This is a genomic window from Rhodoferax sp. (genome assembly GCF_030653815.1).
GTDB lineage: Bacteria > Pseudomonadota > Gammaproteobacteria > Burkholderiales > Burkholderiaceae_C > Rhodoferax.
The window spans coordinates 59,722-77,054 of sequence record NZ_JAURYQ010000038.1; the positions used below are offsets into that span (position 1 = coordinate 59,722).

Annotated in this window: 19 protein-coding genes and 1 tRNA gene; 14 read left to right on the top strand and 6 right to left on the bottom strand. The window is 62.6% G+C overall.

Annotation, left to right across the window (positions count from 1 at the left end; translation table 11 throughout):
* Positions 1–39: 39 nt before the first annotated feature.
* The 4 genes from Q7U49_RS14865 to Q7U49_RS14880 all read left to right on the top strand — a co-directional run bounded on the left by Q7U49_RS14865 (position 40) and on the right by Q7U49_RS14880 (position 4,557).
* Positions 40–1,905, top strand: a complete 1,866-nt coding sequence (locus tag Q7U49_RS14865) for a polysaccharide biosynthesis protein (RefSeq protein WP_370654021.1) — start codon at positions 40–42, stop codon at positions 1,903–1,905.
* 150 nt (positions 1,906–2,055) lie between these two features.
* Positions 2,056–2,946, top strand: coding sequence for an acetylglutamate kinase (gene argB / locus Q7U49_RS14870; protein ID WP_304765390.1), 891 nt, complete (start codon positions 2,056–2,058; stop codon positions 2,944–2,946).
* A gap of 19 nt (positions 2,947–2,965) precedes the next feature.
* Positions 2,966–3,925, top strand: coding sequence for an MlaD family protein (locus tag Q7U49_RS14875; protein WP_304765393.1), 960 nt, complete (start codon positions 2,966–2,968; stop codon positions 3,923–3,925).
* Between the two features lie 2 nt (positions 3,926–3,927).
* A complete protein-coding gene (locus Q7U49_RS14880; RefSeq protein ID WP_304765396.1) occupies positions 3,928–4,557 on the top strand; it encodes an ABC-type transport auxiliary lipoprotein family protein in 630 nt (209 codons plus the stop codon).
* On the opposite strand, the gene Q7U49_RS14885 is transcribed toward Q7U49_RS14880, so the two are convergent.
* Positions 4,554–5,675 (bottom strand): NADH:flavin oxidoreductase/NADH oxidase, encoded by a 1,122-nt coding sequence (locus Q7U49_RS14885; RefSeq protein ID WP_304765399.1) that lies wholly within the window; start codon positions 5,673–5,675, stop codon positions 4,554–4,556. The two genes, Q7U49_RS14880 and Q7U49_RS14885, sit on opposite strands and share 4 nt — an antisense overlap.
* A 235-nt stretch (positions 5,676–5,910) precedes the next feature.
* Here Q7U49_RS14885 and Q7U49_RS14890 point away from each other — a divergent pair, with 235 nt between their 5' ends.
* The gene (locus Q7U49_RS14890; RefSeq protein ID WP_304765402.1) at positions 5,911–6,348 is read left to right on the top strand and encodes an RNA-binding protein; all 438 of its coding nucleotides are present in this window, start codon (positions 5,911–5,913) and stop codon (positions 6,346–6,348) included.
* Between the two features lie 70 nt (positions 6,349–6,418).
* Here the strand turns inward: Q7U49_RS14890 and Q7U49_RS14895 are convergent, their stop codons facing one another.
* The 4 genes from Q7U49_RS14895 to Q7U49_RS14910 are packed head-to-tail and all read right to left on the bottom strand — an operon-like array spanning position 6,419 to position 9,366.
* On the bottom strand, positions 6,419–7,195 hold the full coding sequence (locus Q7U49_RS14895; RefSeq protein WP_304765404.1) for an SDR family oxidoreductase: 777 nt from the start codon (positions 7,193–7,195) through the stop codon (positions 6,419–6,421).
* Between the two features lie 13 nt (positions 7,196–7,208).
* Positions 7,209–7,823 carry an LPS export ABC transporter periplasmic protein LptC gene (gene lptC / locus Q7U49_RS14900; protein ID WP_304765407.1) on the bottom strand — a complete coding sequence of 205 codons (615 nt, stop codon included), beginning with the start codon at positions 7,821–7,823 and terminating at the stop codon, positions 7,209–7,211.
* Complete coding sequence (locus Q7U49_RS14905; protein WP_304765410.1) at positions 7,820–8,365, bottom strand: HAD family hydrolase; 546 nt, start codon at positions 8,363–8,365, stop codon at positions 7,820–7,822. The genes lptC and Q7U49_RS14905 overlap by 4 nt, the downstream gene beginning before the upstream one ends.
* Positions 8,365–9,366, bottom strand: coding sequence for an SIS domain-containing protein (locus tag Q7U49_RS14910; protein WP_304765414.1), 1,002 nt, complete (start codon positions 9,364–9,366; stop codon positions 8,365–8,367). The genes Q7U49_RS14905 and Q7U49_RS14910 overlap by 1 nt, the downstream gene beginning before the upstream one ends.
* Positions 9,367–9,424: 58 nt before the next feature.
* On the opposite strand from Q7U49_RS14910, the gene Q7U49_RS14915 reads away from it, so the two are divergent.
* The 7 genes from Q7U49_RS14915 (at position 9,425) to Q7U49_RS14945 (ending at position 15,062) form a co-directional block, all read left to right on the top strand.
* On the top strand, positions 9,425–11,416 hold the full coding sequence (locus Q7U49_RS14915) for a cation:proton antiporter (RefSeq protein WP_304765417.1): 1,992 nt from the start codon (positions 9,425–9,427) through the stop codon (positions 11,414–11,416).
* Between the two features lie 57 nt (positions 11,417–11,473).
* Entirely contained in the window at positions 11,474–12,028 is a 555-nt protein-coding gene (locus Q7U49_RS14920; RefSeq protein WP_304765420.1) for an adenine phosphoribosyltransferase, read from the top strand.
* Positions 12,029–12,051: 23 nt separating this feature from the next.
* Positions 12,052–12,327 (top strand): DnaJ domain-containing protein, encoded by a 276-nt coding sequence (locus Q7U49_RS14925; protein WP_304765423.1) that lies wholly within the window; start codon positions 12,052–12,054, stop codon positions 12,325–12,327.
* On the top strand, positions 12,324–12,923 hold the full coding sequence (locus tag Q7U49_RS14930; protein ID WP_304765425.1) for a hypothetical protein: 600 nt from the start codon (positions 12,324–12,326) through the stop codon (positions 12,921–12,923). Before Q7U49_RS14925 ends, Q7U49_RS14930 begins: the two co-directional genes overlap by 4 nt.
* A gap of 63 nt (positions 12,924–12,986) precedes the next feature.
* Positions 12,987–13,730 carry a hypothetical protein gene (locus Q7U49_RS14935; RefSeq protein WP_304765428.1) on the top strand — a complete coding sequence of 248 codons (744 nt, stop codon included), beginning with the start codon at positions 12,987–12,989 and terminating at the stop codon, positions 13,728–13,730.
* A gap of 1 nt (position 13,731) precedes the next feature.
* Complete coding sequence (locus Q7U49_RS14940) at positions 13,732–14,949, top strand: hypothetical protein (RefSeq protein WP_304765431.1); 1,218 nt, start codon at positions 13,732–13,734, stop codon at positions 14,947–14,949.
* A 25-nt stretch (positions 14,950–14,974) separates the two neighbouring features.
* Positions 14,975–15,062: transfer RNA gene (locus Q7U49_RS14945), tRNA-Ser, on the top strand.
* A gap of 264 nt (positions 15,063–15,326) precedes the next feature.
* Here the strand turns inward: Q7U49_RS14945 and Q7U49_RS14950 are convergent.
* On the bottom strand, positions 15,327–15,524 hold the full coding sequence (locus tag Q7U49_RS14950) for a hypothetical protein (protein ID WP_304765434.1): 198 nt from the start codon (positions 15,522–15,524) through the stop codon (positions 15,327–15,329).
* A gap of 284 nt (positions 15,525–15,808) precedes the next feature.
* On the opposite strand from Q7U49_RS14950, the gene Q7U49_RS14955 reads away from it, so the two are divergent.
* The gene (locus Q7U49_RS14955) at positions 15,809–16,543 is read left to right on the top strand and encodes an SDR family NAD(P)-dependent oxidoreductase (protein ID WP_304765437.1); all 735 of its coding nucleotides are present in this window, start codon (positions 15,809–15,811) and stop codon (positions 16,541–16,543) included.
* A gap of 10 nt (positions 16,544–16,553) precedes the next feature.
* Complete coding sequence (locus Q7U49_RS14960) at positions 16,554–17,324, top strand: SDR family NAD(P)-dependent oxidoreductase (protein WP_304765441.1); 771 nt, start codon at positions 16,554–16,556, stop codon at positions 17,322–17,324.
* Positions 17,325–17,333: the final 9 nt, after the last annotated feature.

Here is a 17,333-nt window from a genome sequence, read left to right on the forward strand (position 1 = left end):
AGCGTCTTGAAAGGCGCTATGGAACTTTAGGGGGTTAGTTTGCAAAGTCGGGTTTTATATTTGTCGCGCACCGTCAAGCAGTTGGTGGTGCTTTCGCTTGACGTGGTGTTGGCTTTGTTGGCCACATGGATCGCATTTAGCTTGCGGCTGGATGCGCCGCACTGGCCCAGTGGTGCCCAGTGGTGGGTTTACGCGCTGGCACCCGTTATTTCCATACCCGTATTTGTTCGTTTTGGCCTGTACCGGGCCATTTTTCGCTATACCGGTCAGGCCGCGTTGCAGGCCACGGGCATGGCGGTCTTCATTTATGGATGCCTGTTAATGTCGGTGCTGGCTTGGCAACAATGGCCAGCCGTGCCGCGCAGCTTGGGGGTGTTGCAGCCCTTGGTGTTTTTGGTTTTGATTGGCGCCAGTCGGGCATTTGCGCGGTTTTGGCTGGCTGATGTGAATCGGGCTCGAGCCCATTGCGAAGGCCGCTTGCTCATTTACGGCGCCGGCACGGCTGGTGTGCAAACCGCCGCGGCCTTGCGCATGTCACATCAATATGCCTTGCTGGGTTTTGTGGATGATGACGCGACCAAGGCGGGCCGCAGCCTCAATGGCGTGCCTGTGTTTTCCCCCCATGAGGTGCCGCAGGTGGTGGCGAAACAGGGCGTGACCGACATCCTGCTGGCCTTGCCCAGCGCCACGCGCGACCGGCGCAACGCCATTTTGAGCAGCTTGCGGCCGCTACCGGTGCACATTCGCACGCTGCCGGGCATGTCAGACCTGGCCAGTGGCCGTGTCACGGTACAGGATTTTCGCGAGCTGGATTTAGAAGATTTGCTGGGCCGCGACCCGGTACCGCCCAACGCCGCGCTGCTGGCACGCGAGTTGGCGGCACAGGTGGTGCTGGTGACCGGCGCCGGTGGCAGCATTGGCGGTGAACTGACGCGCCAGATTGTCTTGCAGCGGCCACGTCAGTTGCTGCTGCTGGACCACAATGAATTCGGTCTGTACAGTATTCACCAGGAGTTGCAGGGCATTTGTGCCGCCCACCAGTTGGGTGTCGAGTTGATCCCCCTGCTTGGCAGTGTGGCCAATCCGGCCCGTTTAAAGGCAATTTTCGAGGTCTATCGCCCGGCCATGGTTTACCACGCTGCGGCCTACAAGCATGTGCCGATGGTCGAAGACAATCCCGGCGAGGGCGTTTTGAACAACGTGTTCGGCACGCTCAATACCGCCCGTGCGGCACAAGCCAGCGGTGCCAGGCGCTTTGTGCTCATTTCCACCGACAAGGCGGTGCGCCCCACCAATGTGATGGGCGCCAGCAAGCGCATGGCCGAACTGGTGTTGCAGGCGCTGGCCATGCAGCAGTCTGGCACCTGTTTCACCATGGTGCGCTTCGGCAACGTGCTGGGCTCCAGCGGCAGCGTGGTGCCCTTGTTCCGGCGCCAGCTCAGCGAGGGCGGCCCGCTGACCGTGACCCACGCCGAGGTCACACGCTATTTCATGACCATCCCCGAAGCCGCGCAGCTGGTGCTGCAGGCCGGTGCCATGGCCGTGGGTGGTGACGTGTTTGTGCTGGACATGGGCGAACCCGTCAAGATCCTGGACCTGGCCCGGCGCATGGTTGAGCTGTCGGGCCTGCGCGTGCGCGATGCCGATCACCCCGATGGCGACATCGAAATCGCCGTGACCGGCCTGCGCCCGGGTGAAAAGTTGTACGAGGAGCTTTTGATAGGCGACAACCCCAAGCCCACCGCGCACACCCGCATCATGAAAGCGCACGAAGATTATTTGGCCTGGGACGATTTGCTGCCCCACCTGAACACGCTGCGCACCGGCGCCGAGCAGGCTGACCTGGCCCGGATCAAGACCGTGCTGCAAACCTGCGTGCATGGTTATGGGGACGCGCAGCACTGAAGTCATGGATGGCCACGTCGCTGCGCGCCTCGCAATGACGGTTTGGGTGTCATTGCATCCTGCTCATCATTGCGAGCGAAGCGCGGCCATCCATGACTGCAACATGGTGCACAATTTGCCTGTCATCCCCAAAAACCCCCAAATCCCACCATGACCGACGTATCCCACATCTCTCCGCGTGACAAGGCCGAAATCCTGGCACAGGCGCTGCCCTACATCCGCAAATTCCATGGCAAGACCATGGTCATCAAGTACGGCGGCAACGCCATGACCGACCCCGCCCTGCAGGCCGATTTTGCCGAAGACGTGGTGCTGCTCAAGCTGGTGGGCATCAACCCGGTGGTGGTGCATGGTGGCGGGCCGCAGATTGAAACGGCGCTCAAGCGGCTGGGCAAAAAAGGCGAATTCATCCAGGGCATGCGCGTGACCGACGCCGAGACCATGGAGGTGGTGGAGTGGGTGCTGGGCGGCGAGGTGCAGCAGGACATCGTGGGCCTGATCAACCAGGCCGGCGGCAAGGCGGTGGGCCTGACCGGGCGCGACGGTGGCATGATCCGCGCCCAAAAGCTCAAGATGCTCGACAACGCCGACCCCAGCATCGAGCACGATGTCGGCCAGGTGGGCGATATCGTCAGCATCGACCCCAGCGTGGTCAAGGCGCTGCAGGACGACGCCTTCATTCCGGTCATCAGCCCGATCGGCTTTGGCGAAAACAACGAAAGCTACAACATCAACGCCGACGTGGTGGCGGCCAAGCTGGCCACCGTGCTCAAGGCCGAAAAACTGATGATGCTGACCAACATCAGCGGCGTGCTCAACAAGGCCGGTGAGTTGCTCACCGACCTGACGGCGCGCCAGATTGACGCGCTGTTTGCCGATGGCACTTTGAGCGGCGGCATGCTGCCCAAGATTGCCGGTGCACTCGATGCCGCCAAGAGCGGGGTCAACTCGGTGCACATCATTGACGGCCGTGTGCCGCACGTGCTGCTGCTGGAAATTTTGACCGACCAGGCCTTTGGCACCATGATCCGGTCACATTGATGGCCTGATCCCACACCCCATGGAAAACAAATCACACGCACTGGCCGCCGGCCTGTTTGTTGTGTTTGTCAGTGCCTTGCTGGTCGCGTTGGCGGTATGGCTGACGCGCGACACACGCCAACTGCGCAGCTACGAACTGGCCGGGCAGGTTAATTTAAGCGGTTTGCAGCCGCAGGCCAATGTGCGCTACCAGGGCGTGCCGGTGGGCAAGGTGACTGCCATCAAGTTGGACCCCCAGACCCGCGGCCAGGTGCTGGTGCGCATTGCGGTGGATGAGCTGGCGCCCATCAGCGTCACCACGTTTGCCACGCTGGCTTACCAGGGCGTGACCGGGCTGGCTTTCATTCAGCTTGACGACAGCGTGCCCGCCGATGGCACGCAAGCGCCTGGGATGCAATTGGCCAACAACAGCCGCATTCCGCTCAGGCCCGGTTTGATGAGCAAGCTGACCGACCGCGGCGAGCGGGTGTTGGGGCAGCTGGACGAAGCCGCCCAACGCCTGAACCAATTGCTGTCAAGCCAGAACCAGCAGGCCTTGATCACCACCATGGACAACTTTGGCAAGGCCGCCCTGGAGATTCAGCAGCTGACGGCGCAAACCCGGAGCTTGTTGCCCACGGTGGCGCAGGAAACGCGCGACAGCCTGGCCGCGTTGAAAGCGGCCTCGGTGCGCCTGGGCGACAGCGCCGATGTCGCCCGCACCTCGGCCGGCGCATTTCAGCGCTTGACCGAACGCATGGCGGCCCCCGGCGGCACGCTGGACCAGCTGGGGCAGGGCGTTGAGGTCTGGGTGGCCACCAACCATGTGCTGCAAGGTGTCGCCCTGCCGCGCCTGAACCTGCTGGCCCAGGATGTGGCGCGCAGCACGCGCCAGATTGGTGAGCTGGCCCAGACCCTGCGCGACACCCCGCAGGCCCTGCTGTTGGGTGCCCCCGCCCCCCTGCCCGGGCCGGGTGAACCCGGTTTTTCTGTGCCATGAACATGAAAAAAACTGCCACTCCGATTTACTTGCTCAGGCCATACGGTCTGTTGCTGGTGTTGATGCTGTTGCTGGCCGGCTGCACCGCAACAAGGCCGGAGGCTGCGATCAAGGTCTACGACTTTGGCCCCGCTCCGCTGCAGACCCCGGTAGCGGCGTCGCAGCCCGCCCTGGCCACCCTGGTGCTGTATGAGGCTCAGGTCAGCCCGGCACTCGAGGGCAACGCGCTGCTGTACCGCCTGGCCTACGCCGACGCGCAGCAGCTCAAGCCTTACGCCCTGGCGCGCTGGAGCATGCCACCCGCGCAGCTCATCGGCCAGCGCCTGCGCCAGCAGTTGGGCGCGCAGCGCGCCGTGGTGGCGCCGGGTGAAGCCACGGCGCAGCTCAACCTGCGGCTGGTGCTGGAGGAATTCAGCCACGTATTTGCTTCCGCAACCGACAGTCATGGCCTGCTGCGCCTGCGCGCCACCTTGACACAGCGCAGTGGCAGCGGCGAGACCTTGCTGGCGCAGCGCAGTTTTGTGGTTCAACAAGCGGCATCAACGCCCGATGCCCAAGGCGCCGTGCGCGCCCTGACGGCGGCCAGCGACCAGGCGATTGAGCAACTGACGGCCTGGCTACCCCCGCTTTAGCGCTGGCCCACGGCCACCTGGCCAAACACCGCCTGGGCCTCGCGCGGCAGGCAGCGCCAGTACTGCGGGCTGGCTTCCACTGTGCCGCCCAGGGCAGCGGCCGCTTGCCAGCCCCAGCGTGGCTGGTACAAAAAGGCGCGCGCCAGGGCGATCAGGTCGGCGTCGCCGGCTTGCAAGATGGCCTCGGCCTGCTGGGCTTCGGTGATCAAGCCGACCGACGTGGTGACCAGGCCGGTGGCAGCGCGGATGGCCTGGGCAAACGGCACCTGGTAGCCCGCACCCAGCGCAATTTTTTGCAGTGGCGACACGCCGCCCGATGAGACGTGAATGAAGTCGCAGCCAGCGGCTTTCAGGCGTTTTGAAAATTCGACACTTTGCAGTAAATCCCAGCCGCCATCCACCCAGTCGCTGGCCGACAGGCGCAAGCCCAGCACGCCATCAAAGGCCTGGCGCACGGCAGCAAACACTTCCAGCGGAAAGCGGATGCGGTTCTCGAACGAGCCGCTATAGGCATCGCTGCGCTGATTGGCCAACGGCGACAAAAACTGGTGCAGCAGATAACCGTGGGCGCTGTGCAGCTCCACCGCCTCGATACCCATGCGCGCGGCGCGTTGGGCGGCGGCCACAAAGGCATCACGAATCTCGACCAACTGGGTGCCAGAAAGGGCTGTGGGCGCCGGTTCGGTCGGCAAATGCGGTAGCGCCGACGGGCCAAAGGTTTCCCAGCCGCCCTGCGCGGGCGCCAGCAGCTGGCCACCTTGCCAAGGTACCGCACTGGAGGCCTTGCGCCCGGCATGCGCCAGCTGGATGCACACCGCCGTGTGCGGCGCCAGGGCGCGGGCACGCTGCAGGTGGTCGGCCAGGGCGGCTTCGGTGCGATCGTCCCACAGGCCCAGGCAGCTGGGCGTGATGCGCCCTTCGGGCAACACGGCGGTGGCCTCGATGGTGAACAGCGCGGCACCGCTGTTGAGCAGGTTGGCCCAGTGCATCAGATGCCAGTCGGTGGCGCAACCGTTTTGGGACGAATACTGGCACATGGGCGCCACCACGAGCCGGTTGGCCAGTGTCAGGCCGCCACGCGGCGAGGGCAGGGTCATGGGAGAAAAAAGCAGGCTCATGGGGCAATTCCAGAAAACCTTCATTTTCTGGAGCAAACCAGGACAATTTAAGGGTGTCTGAAAATAAATGTTGGAAAAACGGAAACTTGTCGTATCATGCAGCCCGTATTGTTTTTAAAACGGTACATGTTTTGCGGTGAATGTCAGTTTCGCGTCTGCTTCTTAAGTCTTTACTGGTTTGTTGATTGCGGTTATGGACTCCATCGCGTTTTGAGTTATTTTGAGGAGTCCTTTCATGGGCAACAAACTTTACGTCGGCAATCTGCCATATTCTTTCCGTGATGATGATCTGCAACAAGCGTTCGCAGCCCACGGTACCGTCACCAGCGCCAAAGTCATGATGGAACGTGACACCGGCCGCTCCAAGGGTTTCGGTTTTGTCGAAATGGCCGATGATGCGCAAGCACAAACTGCCATCGAAGCCATGAACGGCCAACAATTCGGTGGCCGTGGCCTCGTGGTCAATGAAGCCCGTCCGATGGAGCCTCGTCCTCCCCGTTCAGGTGGCGGCGGCTTCGGCGGCGGCGGCGGTGGTGGTGGCGGCGGTTACGGCGGTGGCGCTGGCGGCGGCCGTTCCGGTGGCGGCGGCTACGGCGGCGGCGCTGGTGGCGGCGGTAGCCGTTCCGGTGGCGGCGGTGGCGGTGGTTACGGCGGTGGCCGTAGCAGCTACTAAGCGCTTACCAACTTCGCCAGATACATTTCTGGCGAGCACAAAAAAGGTCCTTCGGGGCCTTTTTTGTTTATCAACCCGTCGCGCGCGGTTTGCGGGGCCGGCCGGCAAACAGGCGGTCAAACAGGGGGTTGGGCAGCACGCGCAGCAGTTTGGCCACCACACCCATTTGCCAGGGAATCACGCGGTAGCTGCTGCCGGCCGCAATGGCCTGTGCCGCTTTTCGTGAAAAGGTTTCGGGCTGCATCAAAAACGGCATGGTGTACTGGTTGTTTTGCGTCAGCGGCGTGGCAATGTAGCCCGGGCACAACGTCAGCACCTTGACGCCGCTTTGGCGCAACTCGCCGCGCAGGCTTTCGCAATAGCTGATGACGGCGGCCTTGCTGGCACAGTAGGCGCCATGCCCGGGCAGGCCGCGGATGCCCGCCACGCTGCCGATACCCACCAGCGAGCCCGAGCCGCGCGCCACCATGGGCGCAATGAACGGGCCGAAGGTGGCCGCCACGCCCATCACGTTGGTGGCCAGCACCCGGGCCATCACCGCCAGGTCGTCCGGCACCGAGGTGTCGACGCCGATGCTGATGCCGGCGTTGGCAATCACCACGTCGGGCAGACCCTGCTGCGCGATGCAGGCTTGCGCCAGATCGGCCATTTGCTGGGCATCGGCCACATCGGCGCAGTAAATGGCGTAGTTTTCTGGCGCGATGGCGTGCGCGTCAAGCCAGCGTTGCATGGCCTCGCTGCGCCGCGCCACCAGGGCCAGCCGGGCCCCTTGCTGCGCGTAGTGCAGGGCCAGCGCCTGGCCAATGCCGCTTGAGGCGCCAGTGATCAGGACCAGGGGTGGTGTCATGGACGGAGTGCTTTCAAGGCGCCTTGCTGGGTACCAAATGGCCGCGCACGCGCCCGGTGAGCAGCATCAGGCCTGCGCGCTTGTCGTAGTCCATGCTGTTGCCAGTAAAACGGTCCGAGCCCCGGGTGAGCTCGACCGGTTTGTGCGATTGGATGCGATCCGTGTCCATGAAGGCGTGCAAAAACTCGCCCCGAAAGCTCAGGGCAGCCGTCATCTTGCCGTCTTTGTCCAGGCTGGCCTGGCGTTCCACCAGCGCTTGCCCCATGAGTTGAACCTCGGAGGCATCGCTGTTGACGAGCGCCTGGCGCGCGGTGGCCGTGGTCAGCTGCCCGTCGACGCCGAAGGAGCGGATGTGCACCCGGTCAATCTCCAGCGTGTCGGTGTCCGGAAAATGGCGTGCCTCCAGCCCCATGACCTCACTTTTGAGCTGGCCAGCGGTGCCAAAGGTCTTCACGGAAAACTGGTGCATGAAATAGTCGGGCAGGTGCTTGACGGCCGCGGCGGGCTGTTTTTGCTCCGGCCCCGGTGTGCTGCGCACCAGCCAATAGCTTGCGAGCGCCAGCAGGCCCATCAACAGCACCGGAAAATACAGCGTGAGCCGGTCGAACCAGTCACGTACTTTGTTCATCGCATGGCTTCCTGCAGCAAATCCACATAACGCCCGCTGGCCACCAGCAGCAGGTCGCACAGTTCGCGTACCGCGCCGTCGCCGCCCTGACGCTTGGTCACGTAATGGGCGTGCGTCAGCAGCTCGGCCTGGGCATTGGCTGGCGCGCAGGCAAAGGCGCAGCGCGTCAACATGGCCAGGTCGGGCCAGTCGTCGCCCATGGCGGCCGCCTGGGACCAGTCCAGACCCAGCGCCTTCAGGGTGAGCTCGGCCGCCGGGCGTTTGTCCTCGGTGCCAAAGTGGGCGTGCGCAATCCCCAGCGCGGCCAGCCGCACGCGCAGCGCCTGGGAGTCGCGCCCGGTAATCACCGCTGGCGTGATGCCGGCACGCTGCAGCAGCTTGAGGCCATGACCGTCGAGGGTGTTGAAACGCTTGATGGTTTCACCGTGCTCCGAAAAATACAGTCCGCCGTCGGTCAGCACCCCGTCGACATCAAAAAAGACGACGCGAATGCCCTGCGCCTGGAGCAGCAGTTCGGGGGAGAAATTGAGCGCGGGCGACATCAGATCACCTTGGCCCGCATCAGGTCGTTGCTGTTGAGTGCGCCACAGAGTTTGCCCTCAGCATCGAGCACCAGCACGCTGGTGATGCGGCGCTGTTCCATCAGTTCAACGGCATCCACCGCGAGCGCGTCACGGTGGATGGTGGCGGGCTGCGGGCGCATCACCTGCTGCGCGGTGCTGCTGCGCAAATCGGTGCCTTTTTCAATCAAGCGGCGCAAGTCGCCATCGGTAAAGATGCCCTGCACCTGTCCGCTGGCGTCCACCACCGCGCTGGCGCCCAGGCCTTTGGCGCTCATCTCGCGCATCAGCTCGCTGAAGCTGGCCTGCAGCCCGACGCGGGGCACCTGGTCGCCGCTGCGCATGACGTCGCTGACCAGCGTGAGCAGCTTGCGCCCCAGCGCGCCGCCCGGGTGCGAGCGGGCAAAGTCCTCGGCCTTGAAGCCGCGGGCGTCGAGCAAGGCCACTGCCAGTGCGTCGCCCAGCGCCAGTTGCGCCGTGGTACTGGCCGTGGGTGCCAGGTTGAGCGGGCAGGCTTCCTTGGCCACGCTGCTGTTCAGGAACAGGTCGGCATGGCGTGCCAGCGAGGACCCTGCCTGGCCCGTCATGGCCACCAGCGGTGCGCCCAGGCGCTTGATCATGGGCAGGATGGCCACGAGCTCTTCGGACTCGCCACTGTTGGAAATGGCCAGCACCACGTCCACCGGCTTGATCATGCCGAGATCGCCATGGCTGGCTTCGCCCGGGTGCACAAACATGGCAGGCGTGCCGGTGGAGGCCAGCGTGGCGGCAATCTTGCGGCCAATGTGGCCACTTTTGCCCATGCCCGTCACCACCACGCGGCCTTTGACTGCCAGCATCAGGCGCACCGCCTGCACGAAGTCAGGGCCAATGTGCTGCTTGAGGCCGAGCAGCGCAGCGGCCTCGATGTCGAGCGTTTCCCGCGCCAGCGCCATGGCCCGGTTGGCATCAAGTTCGGGAGCGGTGGGGGGCAAGATAGTCATGGCTGCATTCTATCGGTCAGGCCACTTGGAGCACGCATTCGCTTGGTAGTATCAGGGGGTGAATCCACTTGAATTAACCCTGCTGTACTTGCTGGCCGCCGTGATTGGCGTGGTGGCTTGCCGCTCACTCAAATTGCCGCCCATGCTGGGCTACCTGACCGTGGGCGTGGTGATTGGCCCGAATGCGTTGGCCTTGGCCAAGAACGCCGACGGTGTGCGCCATCTGGGTGAATTTGGCGTGGTGTTCCTGATGTTCGTGATCGGGCTGGAGTTCAATCTGCCCAAACTTCGCAGCATGCGCAACCAGGTGTTTGGCCTGGGCCTGTTCCAGGTGGCGCTGACCATGCTGGTCACCACCCTGGCCAGCATGGCCTTTGCCGTGCTCGCACCCCAATACTGGGGCATGAATTGGCACACCGCGTTGGCCCTGTCCAGTGCCATGGCCATGAGCAGCACCGCCATTGTGGTCAAACTGATGAGCGAGCGGCTGGAAATGGAATCCGAGCACGGCAAGCGCGTGATGGGCGTGCTGTTGTTCCAGGACCTGGCTGTGGTGCCGCTGCTGGTGTTGATCCCGGCACTGGGGGCACCGCCGGAACAGATGGTGGAGACCCTGGCCTGGGCGCTGCTCAAGGCCACGGTGCTGATCACGGTGCTGATGGTGGGCGGGCCGCACGTCATGCGCTGGTGGCTGACCCTGGTGGCGCGGCGCAAGAGCGAGGAGCTGTTTGTGCTGAACCTGCTGTTGGTCACGCTGGGCCTGGCCTGGCTGACCGAGCTGGCAGGCCTGAGCCTGGCGCTGGGCGCGTTCATTGCCGGCATGCTGATTTCGGAAACCCAGTACAAGCACCAGGTGGAAACCGACATCCGGCCGTTTCACGATGTGTTGCTGGGGCTGTTTTTCATCAGCATCGGCATGATGCTGGACTGGCGCCTGGTGCTGGACCGCTGGCCGCTGGTGCTGCTGCTGGTGACGGTGCCGGTGCTTTACAAGGCGGTGGTGGTGACTTTTCTGGCGCGGGCTCTGGGCGCGTCCATGGGCGTCGCCTTGCGCACCGGGCTCTACTTGGCGCAGGCCGGCGAATTCGGTTTCGTGCTGCTGACGCTGGCGCAAGGCAACAAGCTGGTGCCGCCTGAATTGCTCAATCCGATTCTGGCGGCGATGGTGTTGTCGATGCTGGCCACACCTTTCATCATCATGCGCAGCAGTCAGATTGTGATGAAGCTCGTCAGCAACGAATGGCTGATGGAGTCAGTCCACATGACCAGCATTGCGCGCAAGTCGATCAAGGCCAACAAGCACGTGATCATTTGCGGCTATGGCCGCTGCGGCCAAAACCTGGCGCGCATGCTCGACAAGGAGGCCATTCCCTACATCGCCCTTGACCTCGACCCCGATCGGGTGCGCCAGGCCGCCGGCGCGGGTGATTCTGTGGTGTTTGGCGATGCGGCACGCTTGCAGGCGCTGATGGCGGCCGGCCTGGCGCGCGCCAGTGCCGTGGTCATCACCTACCTGGAAACCCCTGGCGCCATGAAGGTGCTGGCCCACATCAAGGAGCACGCGCCCCAGGTGCCGGTGGTGGTGCGCACCCAGGACGACCATGACCTGGAAGCCCTGCAACTCGCCGGCGCCACCGAAGTGGTGCCGGAAGCCATTGAGGGTTCCTTGATGCTGGCCGGTCACGCGCTGGCGCTGGTCGGTGTGCCCATGCGCCGGGTGCTGCGCCTGGTGCAGGAGCAGCGTGAAGCGCGCTACAAGTTGCTGCGCGGTTTCTTTCGCGGTGCCGATGACGGCACGGCAGACGAGTTGCAACAGGAACGCCTGGCCTCGGTGTTGTTGTCGCTCACAGCCAGGTCCCTGGGCCGCACCGTGGGCGACATCGACTGGGACAACCTGGGCGTGCAACTGGTCAGCTTGCGCCGCAAGACCGGGCAAGTCATCAAATTGGCGGACGACCTGGTCTTGATGGAGGGTGATTCCTTGCTGCTTTCGGGCAAGGCCGACATGCTGGAGCAGGCCGAGCGCCTGTTGCTCAAAGGGGGCTTTTGACGCCAGAGGCTTGCCGTGCGGGGCACAATAAGGCACTTTGATTGATCCGGACTCTTTATGCTCAACATCAGTGTGAACCAATACCTGCGTGAACACATTCGCACCGTGCCCGACTGGCCCGCGCCCGGTGTGCAGTTTCGCGACATCACGCCGCTGCTGCAGGACGCCAAGGTGTTCCGGGTGCTGATTGATGCCTTTGTGCACCGCTACATGGACGCCGAGCGTCGACCCGATGTGGTCGCCGGGCTGGACGCGCGCGGTTTCATCCTGGGCGCGGTGGTGGCTTATGAGTTGGGCGTGGGCTTTGTGCCGATCCGCAAGAAAGGCAAGCTGCCCTTCACCACGGTCGAGGAAACCTATGAGCTGGAGTACGGCAGCGCCACCGTGGAGCTGCACACCGACGCCGTCAAGCCGGGTCAGCGCGTGCTCTTGATTGACGACCTGATTGCCACCGGCGGCACCATGATGGCCGGCAAGAAACTGCTGGAGAAATTGGGCGCCGAGGTCATGGAAGGCGCGGTCATTGTCGATTTGCCGGAACTGGGCGGTTCCAACAAGCTGCGCGCCACCGGCCTGACCTTGTTCACGCTGGTCGATTTTTCCGGCCATTGAGGCGCGGGTCAAAGAGCCACCCCATGAAAGACCATTACGCTGCCCTGGGCCTGAGCCCGTCTGCCACGCTGGCCGATATCAAGAAAGCCTTTCGCCAGCAGGCCGCCATTCACCACCCGGACCGCAATAGCGCTCTTGATGCCGCGGCGCGCTTCAGGCTGGTCCAAGTGGCCTATGAGGTGTTGTCGGACCCGGACAAACGCAAGGCTTATGATGACAACCGCCAGCGCAACCTGCTTGACAGTCCGATCGACACCGCCCGCCTGATTTGGCAAGATTACGTCAGCCGCATCCTTTGAAACCCACCCCCACCTTCGAGAACGCCATGAGCATGTCTGCTTTTTTTCGCGCACTGCGCACGTCTTACCAGGCCGAGATCGACGACCTCGCATTTGACTCGGAGGGGCGCAACGTGCTGCGCAAGCGTCTGCTGGAAAAGCGGGGCCAGATCACGTTCCTGAAGCAGATGATGGAACTGAGCCCCGAGATGGTGGCGGTGGTGTTCCACGACGGATTTCACTTTGAACTGCCGGCGGTAATGGAGCAGGTGCTCACCCTGGAGTCCGACGAGTTCCCCGACTGGACCAGCCTGAGCGACGCCGTGCAGTTGACTCCGTGGGCCAAGGAGCTGGCCGATCAGCTGCTGCAGGAGCCGCAGGGCGACTGGTTCATGGTGGTGGCGGCTGCGCTGGAGTATGTGTATCACCGGCCCTCGTCGCACCACCACGAGGCTGCAAGCCACGAAACCCACGGCCATGAGGCCGATGGTGCCCACGGCGCCGTGGGCCGGCAAGGCCACGCTGACGACTTTGACAAGGACGGCGAACAGCACCATGACCACGAAGAATCCAGCGCTGACTGGCTGGAAGAGCACGGCTTTGACCGCAAGGACTAAAGCCTCCACATTCGCGCCCGAATCCGCATCCGCAAGACCTCATCGACTCCACAGGAATCCTACATGCAGCATTTGGCTTTGATCGAAAAAACGCAGTCCCTGATTGCCGCGGGCGACATCGTGGGCGCCGAGTCGGCCCTGGTTGAACTGGCTGACCGCGAAGGTGACGGCGCGCTGATGGAAGTGCTGGAACAATTGCCGCCCAAGGATGTGCTGGCGGTGATTCGCGAGTACGACAACTCGCGTGCTTCCATCATCAACCTGATGCTCACACCCGAGCAGTTTGCCCGCGCCGTGGTCATCGAAAAGCAGTACCGCGACCTGACCCGCAGCCATTTGCGCGGCATGATGAACTCGATCATTTTCCGCGACGGTGCCGATCCGCTGGCCTTCATCAACGCCATTGGCGACCTGGAAGGCGGCAGCGAAGCGCTGGCCGATTATTTTGAAGAAAAGTGGAGCCGCGTCGAGGCCTTTGCCCGCACCGGCACCTTTGACACGGTTGAAGACGACGGCGACATGGTGTCCGAAGACGAACTTCGCGCCAACGCCTACGCGAGCGCCCGGCTGGACCAGGACGAGGTGGCCGACTCCGACTGGATGCAACTGGCCTGGTTGCTGCGCTACGAAAACCCCGACCTGTTCATTGAAATGCTGCTGGTGCTGCGCGCCAAGGCGCGCGCCTTCGAGCTCGGTCTGGACGAAGAGGACCTGGCCGAGGACGATGGCAAGTTCGAAACCAGCGACACCGACCGCGGCAAAGCCACCCCCGCCGCCATCGACCCCGACGAAGAATCCGCCATTTGACATGACACAGCCCCAGTCTGCATCCGCCCAAAGTGTGTCGCTGTTCGACGCGCGCCCGTTTTTTGAAAAAGCCTTGATTCACGGCGTGCAGCATGGCCTGATCGACCAGGCAAAATTGGCGGCGATAGCCGAGGACGCGCCCAAGGGCATGGTGCAGATTGCGCGCTATTTCGGCAGCGAGTATTTGCGCCCCGAGCTGGAAAAAGCGCGCGACCGGCTGGTCAACCTGATCAGTCTGCACCTGCAGGACGCAAGCCAAGGCGACCTGCACGCGGCCGCCGTGCTGCTGCGCGACTACTCCCTGCTGTCGCGCTCCAAGGCCGGCTCGGACCTGCTCAAGGCGCTCATTGTGATGCCGCAAAACACCCACTTCGGCATGAACGAGCGCGGTGGTTTCAGCGACCGTCATATTCCGCAACTGGCACGCTGGTCGCTGGCCAGTTATGCCGACTACCAGGCGGAGTTTCTGGCACGCCAGCACGCCGTGCAGGTGGTCGAGGCGGCGCTCTGGTTTGCCGACCAGTTGGGCCTGTCGCCTGATGACCTGCAGGACGCTGAGCCCGACGCCGAGGCCGTGATCCGCACCGCCTTGCTGCTGAACCTGACGCGGCGCAAGGAGCTGCCTGACTGGGTCACTTTCGAGAAAATGATCGCCGGCTTGCGCAAACAGCAGTTGGATGCAGCGCAGTTGACCCTGCCCGAGCATCTGCCTGCGGCTTACCGTACGGTGGTCGAGGCCGTTCGCCAAACGGTGCTGGCAGACTGGCCCCGCCTGCTGGACGCGCGCCTGCCTGCGCGCAAGCTGTTTGACCAGACCCCGGCCTTCATGGGCCGCTACTTCTGGCTTGAAGACGCCTTGAGCGAAGTCAGCCAGCATGACCGCAACCGGTCCTCGGCCTGGGACAAACTCACCCAGGGCCACAGTGACGACGGCACCGTGCTCACCCTGTGCCTGTGCGTGGCCGCCGGCAACGCGCCCAAGACTTTGCTGACCGACAAGAGCGCCGCCGCGCTGGTGCGCAAAATCCGCAAACACAGCTGGCAGCCGGCACTGGCCACCCAGTACCTGCAGACGCATGCGCCAGAGCAGCACCAGGACGACTTTATCGGGCTCTGGCAGGAATTTGCCCACGAGGCCCAAGCCACCCTGATCAGCGATCGTGACAGCAAACTGCTGGACGCCCTGGCCTTGTTGCGCCGCGAGTGCAATGTGGCCTGAGTTGCCGGGTTAGAATCCGTCCCCTGGAAGCGTGGCAGAGTGGTCGATTGCACCGGTCTTGAAAACCGGCAACCCGCAAGGGTTCGTGAGTTCGAATCTCACCGCTTCCGCCAGGATTTGACCCCAAGTGATTGATTTGCTTGGGGTTTTATTTTTTATGCGATCCAAAGACACACTTTGTGGCTTGCTGTAAGTGACCGCGTGTCATCACTGCGCGACTATTGCAAGTTTGCCCCGAAGGTGTACTTCCTCAAACGCACTCTTTCCACTTGACCGCAAGATCAGGACAACATGTTGGGAATCTCTATCGGCGTGGCCGATCCTGGCGCCATCTTCTCAAGGATTGGAGCCTTTGCAATTCGCGGGGTCATTCACAATCAGTGTGATGCAAATATGATTTGCAGAAATGACTGCGTTGGCTTGAGGGCTTCGGCATGGAAGGTGCCAACGCTTGATGTTCCACGACTGTTGATGGAGGTCGACATCAACTCATCATTGAAAACAGTAAAAAAAACTGTCAATCCGACGAGGCACGACAGCAGCAGAAATTTGACGGTAAAAAAGTGAATTTTCATTTTTGTCTCCTTGCATACGTCTATCGAAGAACCTTGGAAATATGTTTTCCGAAATGCTGTCTTCCCGGTGCGTCTCGCGTGAAGAATCGCATCTTGTGATCGCGTTGTCCTAGTCCTATCGAACTAAGTACTTACCCTCCCTTCGCTTTGATCGGCGTGGCTGAGGGCCCCCTTGCGCGCTGCCGGCAAGTCACGGATGCCTAGTCCGATTAAAGGATGGTGGCCTGTCACGCCAGACGTAATCTAACGACGTTATGGTTCGTTGGAAGAAACAGGAGTGCAACATGAAATTGAAAGACAAAGTGGCGCTGGTCACCGGTGCGGGTCAGGGTATGGGGCGCGCAATCGCTCAGCGTTTTGTTGCCGAAGGGGCGACGGTGGTTGCGCTTGATTTGAATCTGGAGGCGGCGCAGCAGACGCTGGCAGACCTGGGTGGCAAGAGTATTGCTCGCTGCCTCAATGTCGCTGACAGTGCTGCGGTTGCAGCCGTGGTGGACGAAGTCGTGACCCTTTTTGGGCGGGTGGATGTTTTGGTGAACAACGCGGGCACGGGTGCTGTGGATGCTTTTGCCGACATCACCGATGAAACCTGGGCGCGAGTGATTGGTGTCAATCTGACCGGGGCCTTTCACTGTGCCCGTGAAGTCGTGCGCGCCATGCAGAAGACGGCTAAGCCGGGTGTGATCGTCAACATTTCCAGCACTGCTGCCGCTTCTGGTGACGGCCCAGCCCACTACTGCGCGTCCAAGGCGGCTTTGATGGGTTTGACTCGAAGCATGGCCAAAGAACTGGCCAGCCACGGTATCCGCGTGAACACCCTGGTACCTGGGCCGACCAACACGCCCATGATGCAAGGTATCCCGCAGGAGTGGGCCGATGCCATCATCAAGGGTGTTCCCATGGGCCGCATGGCCGAGCCAGAAGATATCGCCCGAGTGGCCTTGTTCCTGGCATGCGATGACAGCGGTTTTGTGACTGGCCAGAACCTTGCCGTCAATGGCGGTAGCGCCTTTTTGTAAGGAGATGAGGATGACACAAGGAAGACTTCAAGGCAAGGTGGCTTTTGTCACCGGCGCTGGCACAGGTATCGGTGCGGCTACGGCAATCCGTTTCGCCCAGGAGGGTGCGACGGTTGTAATCTGCGGGCGCCGCAAGGAGCCGCTGGACGCAGTGGCGGCGCAAATCGTTGCTGCCGGAGGCAAGGCAGAGGCGGTACAGGCCGATGTCAGCGATGAGGCCGGCTTTACGGCCGCGTTGGACGCTGCTGCGCAGCGCCACGGTCGTTTTGACATCTTGGTCAACAACGCGATGGCTTACAGCTGGGGTGCGATTGAATCCACCAGCACGGAGGACTGGCATGGCAATTTCAGCACCTCGGTGGACGGCACTTTTTGGGGAACCCGTGCAGCGATGAAGTTAATGAAAAACAGCGGTGGCGCGATCATCAACGTCTCATCCATCTGCGGCCTGCTGGGAACTGCCTATATGGCGGGCTACTCTGCGGCCAAGGCTGCGATCATCAATTTCTCGCGCGCTGCGGCTGCCGAAGGCGCTGCCGCAGGTATTCGTGTCAACGTGGTGATTCCCGCCGTGGTCGAGACTCCGGCAACCGCCGGTATGCTGGCTGACGAAGCCAGCCGCAAGAACACCGAAAAGTTGATTCCGATGGGCCGCGTGGGACAGCCCGAAGAGTTGGCCAACGCCATCCTGTTCCTTGCAAGCGATGAGGCCAGCTACGTCACGGGTGCTGCCCTGCCGGTGGATGGTGGCCGTTCGGCCGTGCTGGTCACTGCGCTGTGAGAGCCAAGG

Coding starts and splice junctions, on each gene's coding strand:
- Q7U49_RS14940 (WP_304765431.1), top strand. CDS start 13,732: ATGACACAGCCCCAGTCTGCATCCGCCCAAAGTGTGTCGCTGTTCGAC.
- lptC (WP_304765407.1), bottom strand. CDS start 7,823: ATGAACAAAGTACGTGACTGGTTCGACCGGCTCACGCTGTATTTTCCG.
- Q7U49_RS14920 (WP_304765420.1), top strand. CDS start 11,474: ATGCTCAACATCAGTGTGAACCAATACCTGCGTGAACACATTCGCACC.
- Q7U49_RS14910 (WP_304765414.1), bottom strand. CDS start 9,366: ATGACTATCTTGCCCCCCACCGCTCCCGAACTTGATGCCAACCGGGCC.
- Q7U49_RS14905 (WP_304765410.1), bottom strand. CDS start 8,365: ATGTCGCCCGCGCTCAATTTCTCCCCCGAACTGCTGCTCCAGGCGCAG.
- Q7U49_RS14890 (WP_304765402.1), top strand. CDS start 5,911: ATGGGCAACAAACTTTACGTCGGCAATCTGCCATATTCTTTCCGTGAT.
- Q7U49_RS14950 (WP_304765434.1), bottom strand. CDS start 15,524: ATGAAAATTCACTTTTTTACCGTCAAATTTCTGCTGCTGTCGTGCCTC.
- Q7U49_RS14955 (WP_304765437.1), top strand. CDS start 15,809: ATGAAATTGAAAGACAAAGTGGCGCTGGTCACCGGTGCGGGTCAGGGT.
- Q7U49_RS14880 (WP_304765396.1), top strand. CDS start 3,928: ATGAAAAAAACTGCCACTCCGATTTACTTGCTCAGGCCATACGGTCTG.
- argB (WP_304765390.1), top strand. CDS start 2,056: ATGACCGACGTATCCCACATCTCTCCGCGTGACAAGGCCGAAATCCTG.
- Q7U49_RS14885 (WP_304765399.1), bottom strand. CDS start 5,675: ATGAGCCTGCTTTTTTCTCCCATGACCCTGCCCTCGCCGCGTGGCGGC.
- Q7U49_RS14875 (WP_304765393.1), top strand. CDS start 2,966: ATGGAAAACAAATCACACGCACTGGCCGCCGGCCTGTTTGTTGTGTTT.
- Q7U49_RS14895 (WP_304765404.1), bottom strand. CDS start 7,195: ATGACACCACCCCTGGTCCTGATCACTGGCGCCTCAAGCGGCATTGGC.
- Q7U49_RS14925 (WP_304765423.1), top strand. CDS start 12,052: ATGAAAGACCATTACGCTGCCCTGGGCCTGAGCCCGTCTGCCACGCTG.
- Q7U49_RS14960 (WP_304765441.1), top strand. CDS start 16,554: ATGACACAAGGAAGACTTCAAGGCAAGGTGGCTTTTGTCACCGGCGCT.
- Q7U49_RS14935 (WP_304765428.1), top strand. CDS start 12,987: ATGCAGCATTTGGCTTTGATCGAAAAAACGCAGTCCCTGATTGCCGCG.